Source organism: Ensifer sp. ENS08 (assembly GCF_014852195.1).
Lineage (GTDB): Bacteria > Pseudomonadota > Alphaproteobacteria > Rhizobiales > Rhizobiaceae > Ensifer > Ensifer adhaerens.
In genome coordinates, this window is sequence record NZ_JACVBF010000022.1 from 105925 (window position 1) to 112343 (window position 6419).

6 protein-coding genes and 3 pseudogenes are annotated in these 6419 nt (G+C 58.0%); 6 read left to right on the plus strand and 3 right to left on the minus strand.

What is annotated here, in order from left to right:
- Window positions 1-213 precede the first annotated feature (213 nt).
- The 5 genes from IB272_RS31355 (at window position 214) to IB272_RS31375 (ending at window position 3838) form a co-directional block, all read left to right on the plus strand.
- A complete protein-coding gene (locus tag IB272_RS31355; protein ID WP_034800313.1) occupies window positions 214-591 on the plus strand; it encodes a hypothetical protein in 378 nt (125 codons plus the stop codon).
- A 369-nt stretch (window positions 592-960) separates the two neighbouring features.
- Window positions 961-1281, plus strand: coding sequence for a PepSY domain-containing protein (locus IB272_RS31360; protein WP_192445725.1), 321 nt, complete (start codon window positions 961-963; stop codon window positions 1279-1281).
- 22 nt (window positions 1282-1303) lie between these two features.
- Window positions 1304-1909, plus strand: coding sequence for a general stress protein (locus IB272_RS31365; protein WP_029742952.1), 606 nt, complete (start codon window positions 1304-1306; stop codon window positions 1907-1909).
- A gap of 208 nt (window positions 1910-2117) precedes the next feature.
- Window positions 2118-3011: a Ku protein gene (locus IB272_RS31370; RefSeq protein ID WP_192358675.1), complete on the plus strand. Its 894-nt coding sequence runs from the start codon at window positions 2118-2120 to the stop codon at window positions 3009-3011.
- A gap of 14 nt (window positions 3012-3025) precedes the next feature.
- Window positions 3026-3838 (plus strand): Ku protein, encoded by an 813-nt coding sequence (locus tag IB272_RS31375; RefSeq protein WP_089046027.1) that lies wholly within the window; start codon window positions 3026-3028, stop codon window positions 3836-3838.
- A 46-nt stretch (window positions 3839-3884) separates the two neighbouring features.
- On the opposite strand, the pseudogene IB272_RS31380 reads toward IB272_RS31375, so the two are convergent.
- From IB272_RS31380 to IB272_RS31390, 3 genes and pseudogenes are all read right to left on the minus strand, one after another.
- Window positions 3885-4202, minus strand: a pseudogene (locus IB272_RS31380) (DUF4334 domain-containing protein); the annotation flags it as partial.
- A gap of 470 nt (window positions 4203-4672) precedes the next feature.
- Window positions 4673-4795, minus strand: a pseudogene (locus IB272_RS31385) (ATP-dependent DNA ligase); the annotation flags it as partial.
- Window positions 4796-4914: 119 nt separating this feature from the next.
- Window positions 4915-5808, minus strand: coding sequence for an SDR family oxidoreductase (locus IB272_RS31390; RefSeq protein ID WP_192358670.1), 894 nt, complete (start codon window positions 5806-5808; stop codon window positions 4915-4917).
- A 147-nt stretch (window positions 5809-5955) separates the two neighbouring features.
- Here IB272_RS31390 and IB272_RS31395 point away from each other — a divergent pair.
- Window positions 5956-6294: pseudogene (locus IB272_RS31395) on the plus strand (NUDIX hydrolase); the annotation flags it as partial.
- Between the last annotated feature and the right edge of the window lie 125 nt (window positions 6295-6419).

Genomic DNA, 6419 nt, shown 5'->3' on the forward strand with positions numbered 1-6419 from the left:
GACGACATCGACTGGCGGCCCACCTCTAAGCTCGGCGTCCCTCCATTCGCTCCTTGAAACCTCGATGAGGTCGTGGTGGTAGGAGATTTTCTTGGACCAGGCGTGGGTTTCTATCGGTTGTCCGCATTTTGCTCATGGATTGGAACTTTTCCCGGTCTTTTCGGGTTCACGCAACAACCTTTTCGTGTGGACCAGGTGCGAATGGAGAGGAAAATGAAATGGCTTCCTGTCACCGCAGTTCTTATCGCTGGCCCCGCCTTTGCCCAAAGTGCCGAACTTGAATCGGCCTGCACGTCGGTCGCAAGGAATTTTTTCATGACCGACACGCTGAATGTCGGGGTCGTGCAATCGTTCCCTGAGCTTAAGCCCCCTGGCGTCCGCTTCAAATATTCTGAGAGATCGGATACGAAGAAGGCCGAAATGTCAGATACGTTCGACTGCGAATTCGATCAGCCAAATCCGATCACAAAACTCCTACGCTTCTGCGTCTCCCGGACTTGCTACTCTTCCGACCAGGAAGATGGCGAACGCCGACGCCGATTTGAAGAAATGCAGCTTCTTATGCAAAGAGGCAAAAGCGCCAGAAAATAAGCATGGCACCTTCTAACTGATGGGTCTCGGCGGACGGCGTTCGAGGGCCAACGCTAAACGAGATCTGCGGCGCCAGACCATTGGGCGTGCCAGTGAGGCTCGGCTCACGATGGCACGTCGACTATCCGCAGCAATCACATTTCCTACAAAGCAGAGAACGTCCGGCGTTGACTTCTTGATGCTAAAAGCAGCTCCCACCCGACTTCGGCAAATGCAACTTGCGTAAGCGCAAAGAATTGCGGACTAGCCTCCGCTCATGGTTCGAGTGCTCCGGTCGGGAGTGGAAAAGACCAAATGCTTAGGAACCAAAAGCGTTTCGCCGAGTTTGAACATTGCCTTTAACGGGCTGAGAACAAGGAACCGAACATCATGAAGAACGTACTGCTCGCCGCGGTCTTCCTCGGCGGATCGAGTTTGGGCGTGCTCGCGCAGACCGCCACACCTCCGGCTACGGCAGATGGTGATACGCCTGCCGTGGCAACACCAGACACCACCAATCCAACAGCGCCCGTCGCCGGTGCCAACAGTTTCACTGAAGAACAGGCCAAGGATCGCCTTACTGATGCCGGCTACACCGATGTGACCGGTCTAAAGCTCGACGACAAGGGCGTCTGGCGTGCAACTGCCTCGAAGGACGGCAAATCCATGCAGGTCGCGCTCGACTACCAGGGCAACATTGTTGCCAACTAACTCCAGCAACGAGGAAATTCCCATGAAAACCGTTAGTGGACTTTTTGACGACTATTCGGACGCCCAAGCAGCAGTGTCAGCCCTTGAAGATCGCGGCGTGCCGTCGGACGACATCAGCATCGTTTCCAACAATGTTGGCGATTGGTACGGCACTGCAGACGAAAGCAACGCGGCTGAAGGCGCTGGGACGGGCGCCGGTGTCGGCGCTGCGGTCGGTGGCATTGGCGGCCTGTTGACTGGTCTCGGGCTCATGGCCATCCCGGGTGTCGGGCCGGTGGTCGCAGCCGGTTGGCTTGCCGCGACCGCGGCGGGTGCTGCCGCCGGCGCGGTAGCAGGTGGTGCCGCCGGCGGGATTATCGGAGCGATGACGGATTCGGGCGTTCCGGAGGAACATGCCCATGTCTATGCGGAAGGCGTACGGCGCGGTGGCACGGTCGTCACGGCACGGGTCGACGACGCGCTCCAGGCGGATGCCGAAGCGATCCTGCGCCGAGGGACCTGGGTGGATCCTGTCCAACGCCGCGCCGCCTACACGGAACAGGGCTGGACACGCTTTGACGAGACGCTCGATCCCTACACCGCCGACGAAGTCGAGAAGGAACGTCAACGTCTCGAGAGCATGCGCTAGTTTGAACCAAGGCGGCCATGATGCGTTCAGATCACCTGAACCGTAAACTGGCCTTCGCACGTTCCTGATGATTGGCAGGCTCTCTCGTCGCAACAACGGCACCTGACAAAAGCGCTTAGACGTTTCGTAGAGTTTGACGAAATTGACCGTGGAACGATTTGCATACCGACAGGTTGCGTCCCTCCCGGGTGTCGAAAGGAATGGAGCCATGGTTGCCCCGCGAGCGAACTGGAAAGGCTACATCAAGTTCGGAGAGGTCACCTGTCCAGTGGCACTTTACACCGCCGCGTCCTCGTCCGAACGCATCAGCTTCCATAGGCTCAATCGAAAAACAGGCAACCGGGTAAAGCGCGAGTTCGTTGACAGCGAGTCGGGAGAGCCCGTTCAGGCCGACGATCAGGTAAAAGGCTATGAAATCGAGGGTGGACGATACGTCGTCCTGGAACCTGAAGAAGTCGCAGCGGTGGTTCCGGAAAGTGACAAGACCCTGAAGATCGAGGCCTTCATTCCCTGCTCGCAGATCGACACAACCTATTTCGACAAACCCTACTATCTTGCACCCGACAAGATGGGCGGGGAGGCTTTCGCACTGCTCCGTGATGGGATGGCTAAGGCCAAGGTCGCCGCGATCGCCAAGACCGTGCTTTTTCGCCGGCTACGAACCGTACTTATCCGCGCACACGGCAAGGGGCTGGTGGCGGCAACCCTCAACTTTGACTATCAAGTGCGATCTTCGAAAGAGGCGTTCCAGGAGCTTCCCGACCTCAAGATCGAGGGCGAGATGCTGGAACTTGCAGAGCACATTATCCGCACCAAGAAAGGCAGTTTTGACCCCGGCGACTTTGATGATCGGTACGAGGCGGCTGTTGCCGAGCTGGTCAAAGCCAAAATCGAGGGGCGTGCCCTGCCGAAGAAAAAGTTGCCCGTAGCATCCAAACCCGGCGATCTGCTCAAGGCGCTCCGCGAGAGCGCGGGCGTCAATGCGAGCAAGTCGAAGTCCAAGCGTCAAGCGGCCAACGCAAACAAGGGCGCTCGTCGGCAAAAAGAGTCGAGCTCGTCTTCCAAGTCGAAACAGGCGGCAACGTCGCGTCGCACCGGCTGACGGGAGATTGAGCCATGGCTGTCCGCCCCTACTGGAAAGGCTATTTGAAACTCTCGCTGGTGACGTGCCCGGTTGAGATGATGCCGGCCACGTCCGAGAGCGAAAAGGTTCGCTTTCACACGCTTAATCGCGAGACCGAGAACCGTGTCGTCAGTCACTTCGTCGATGCGGTAACCGGGAAAGAGGTCAAGGAAGACGATGAGGTCATGGGTTACCAGCGCGGGGAAAACGAGTATGTCGTGATCGAGGACGAGGAGCTTGAGACTGTCGCACTCGAAAGCACCAGGACCATCGATATCTCGACGTTCACCCCGCGCGACAGCCTCGAGTGGATATGGCTCGATACGCCTTACTACCTTTCTCCGAGCGAACCGGTCGGCCAGGAGGCCTTTTCTGTTATCCGAGATGCGATGGAAGCCCAGAATATGGTCGGTATTTCACGACTGGTCATATCGCGTCGGGAACGAGCCGTCATGCTCGAGCCGCGTGGCAAGGGGATCGTGCTCTGGACATTGCGCTACGGCGACGAAGTTCGTGGCGAAGAAACGTACTTCACCACCGCGAGCGACGCCAAGGCGGACCCCGAAATGATGCCGCTTGTGCAGCGATTGATAAAGAAGCTGACGAAGGATTGGAGCCCCAGCATGGTGGAGGACCCCGTGCAGGAACGCCTGGTCGACATCATCGCTGCCAAGAAGAAGGCGATAAAGAAACCGTCCAGGGCCAAGTCCAAATCGTCAACCACACCATCGCCACCCAGCAACGTCGTCAACATCATGGACGCCTTGAAAAAGTCGGTCGCAGCGGAGCGTCGTCCCCGGAAATGAACCATCCGCGACCCTTAGACCTTGACGACGGCACGGCTGGCTCTCGTCAGCCCACGGGCAGGTTCTGCGCCAGCGCGATGGGATGGATGACCCTCTCAAGTTCAAAAACATAAAACCGATCGTCATCTCGCATGGCCATCAGTCCCATCAAGCTGTCGTCATTGATCCGTCGAAAATGGTCGACGATCGACTCGTCGTCATAGATCATGGCCGCGCTTGCGACGCCTTCAAAGGCAACCGTTTTGATCGAGGCGACGGGACCCTTTGCCTGAAGGCACCGTTGAAGACCGGCAAAAAGCACGGCGGCAAGGGCCGTTCTTCCAAACGCATGAAAGCGAACTGCGAGGGGAAGCGGAACCCACTTCTGCCCCCGCGACGCGCCTGCCGCAAATCTTCCAATGTCGGAAACCATCAGCCCCGCTTGAGTTCAGAGGTCGGCGTCGTTTTTTCGGACCAGGTCCTTACCAGTTCATCGAGTGAACCCCGCGGCCAGGTAGCCCAGACAAGTTCATCGCACCCATGGAGGGAAATAGAGATTGCGGACCGTTCTGATATCTGCTATTTCGCCGTAAGACCTGGTTAGAAGGACTACTCCAACATGCGTGGCGATCGCGCGCTCGTAGGGGCGATCTCCCATCGAGGAGTATCGGATAGCGCGCCTGTATTTTTTTCCTTGCCCTTTGCCTTTACATCCTGCTCCTCGTCACTAATTGTGCCTGTCCACGTGCCTTCCTTGTCTCCGGTTCGCTTCGCTCGGCTTCCGTTTCTGCCCAGCGTTGACGAAGTTCTAACCGCGAACGTCGCTCGGCGGTTCGGCCCTGATTTTGGTGAGGGCGCCGGGACCGTGCGCGCTATGAACCGCTTCGGGCCGAGATCGGATTTCACTTGCGCCCAATTGAGAGGCATGGAGGCAGTCGCCCCTGACCGGGCTCGCGGCGATAGTGGAGCGACCGCCGTCGGGCCGGCTTTTCTGCCTTAATCTCGGCAGCTGGCTTATCCTCGCGGAGCCCCTTGAAGGCGGCTTGCCGCACCAGCCCGTCGGCCGTCGGCACCGGCCGCGCCGAAATCATACGGCATCAATCAACGCCTTTTCCGCCGGTCGCACCGTAAACTTCACCATTGACGAAACTTGCCTCCTGCGAGGCGAGGAAGACGTAAATAGGGGCCAGCTCGACCGGCTGGCCGGGCCGACCGAAATCGCTGTCCTTCCCGAAGTTCTTCACTTTCTCGTCAGGCTGGCCGCCGCTTGGCTGCAAGACCGTCCAGAATGGACCCGGTGCCACGACGTTGGCCCGGACACCCTTCTCGATGAGTTGTTTTGCGAGTGCCTTGGTGTAGGCGACGATCCCAGCTTTGGTCGTGGCGTAGTCGAGGAGAATTGGCGATGGCTGATATGCCTGGATGGACGCGGTTGTGATGACGGACGCACCTGGGGGCAAATGCGGCTCGGCGGCCTGAACAATCCAGTGCAAGGCGTAGAGGTTGGTCTTCAGCGTGGCGTCAAAGTCCTCGGACGTTACAAGCGAGACGTTCCTGCGAAACTGTTGTCGGGCCGCGTTGATCACCAGGATATCTATGCCACCAAGCTCGGACAGTGCCCGCGACACCAACGCGCGGCACCAGTCTTCATCCTTCACATCACCCGGCAAGGCGAGCGCCTTGCGGCCCTCGGCCTCGATCAACTCGATAACCTCTTTCGCGTCCGGTTCTTCCTCCGGCAGGAACGATATGGCGACGTCGGCACCCTCCCGTGCAAACGCAATCGCTGCGGCTCGTCCAATGCCAGAATCTCCTCCGGTGATCAGGGCTTTGCGCCCTTTCAACCGACCTGCCCCTTTGTAGGTTTTCTCGCCGTGATCGGGCTTTGGATGCATCCTACCAACAATACCGGGCATGGATTGTGGTTGAGGGTCAAACGGCGGCGAGGGGTACTGTGTTCGGGGATCTTGCATCATCAGACGATCGGTCATTGGTAAATCCTCATGTGGCGATAATCGGTTAAACTCGTCGATTGGTTTCGGGTTCCCGTCCAGCAATTCGGAGGAACCAAACGACAGGCTCCACCGTTCATTTGACGTCTCTTCAACCTCTTTTCGCGCCGAGGGAGAAAACGTTCCATGCAATTGCTGCACAGGGTCCTTGCCGACGTGCAGTTGATGCTTCGTCGTCCGCCGAGGTTGCAGTATGCGGCCTTGTGCTATCGTGTCCGCACAGGGCATTCGCTCGAAATACTTCTCATCACCAGCCGCGATACCGGTCGCTGGGTCATCCCAAAGGGGTGGCCCATGAAAGGAAAGCGTGCTCATGAGGTCGCGGCAAGGGAGGCGTTCGAAGAGGCCGGCGTAAAAGGGAGCTGTGAGAGGGCTCCAATTGGCCACTACGTCTACAGGAAGAAGTTAGATAGTGGCCTGAAAGTTTCTTGCAAGGTCCACGTTTTTGCGATGAAAGTTGCTGAGAGCTGGCTCGGTTTGTCTGAACAGTTTCGGGCGTTTTGCTAAGTGGATTTCCGCCTCGATTATGCTGCCGCCATCATCGGTGTCAGCGCGTTGAAGTAAGCCTGATCCGGCGTCTGCCGGTCAAG

Excerpts from the sequence above, each read along its gene's own strand:
- IB272_RS31370 (WP_192358675.1), top strand. The coding sequence starts at position 2,118 with ATGGTTGCCCCGCGAGCGAACTGGAAAGGCTACATCAAGTTCGGAGAG.
- IB272_RS31390 (WP_192358670.1), bottom strand. The coding sequence starts at position 5,808 with ATGACCGATCGTCTGATGATGCAAGATCCCCGAACACAGTACCCCTCG.
- IB272_RS31355 (WP_034800313.1), top strand. The coding sequence starts at position 214 with ATGAAATGGCTTCCTGTCACCGCAGTTCTTATCGCTGGCCCCGCCTTT.
- IB272_RS31375 (WP_089046027.1), top strand. The coding sequence starts at position 3,026 with ATGGCTGTCCGCCCCTACTGGAAAGGCTATTTGAAACTCTCGCTGGTG.
- IB272_RS31360 (WP_192445725.1), top strand. The coding sequence starts at position 961 with ATGAAGAACGTACTGCTCGCCGCGGTCTTCCTCGGCGGATCGAGTTTG.
- IB272_RS31365 (WP_029742952.1), top strand. The coding sequence starts at position 1,304 with ATGAAAACCGTTAGTGGACTTTTTGACGACTATTCGGACGCCCAAGCA.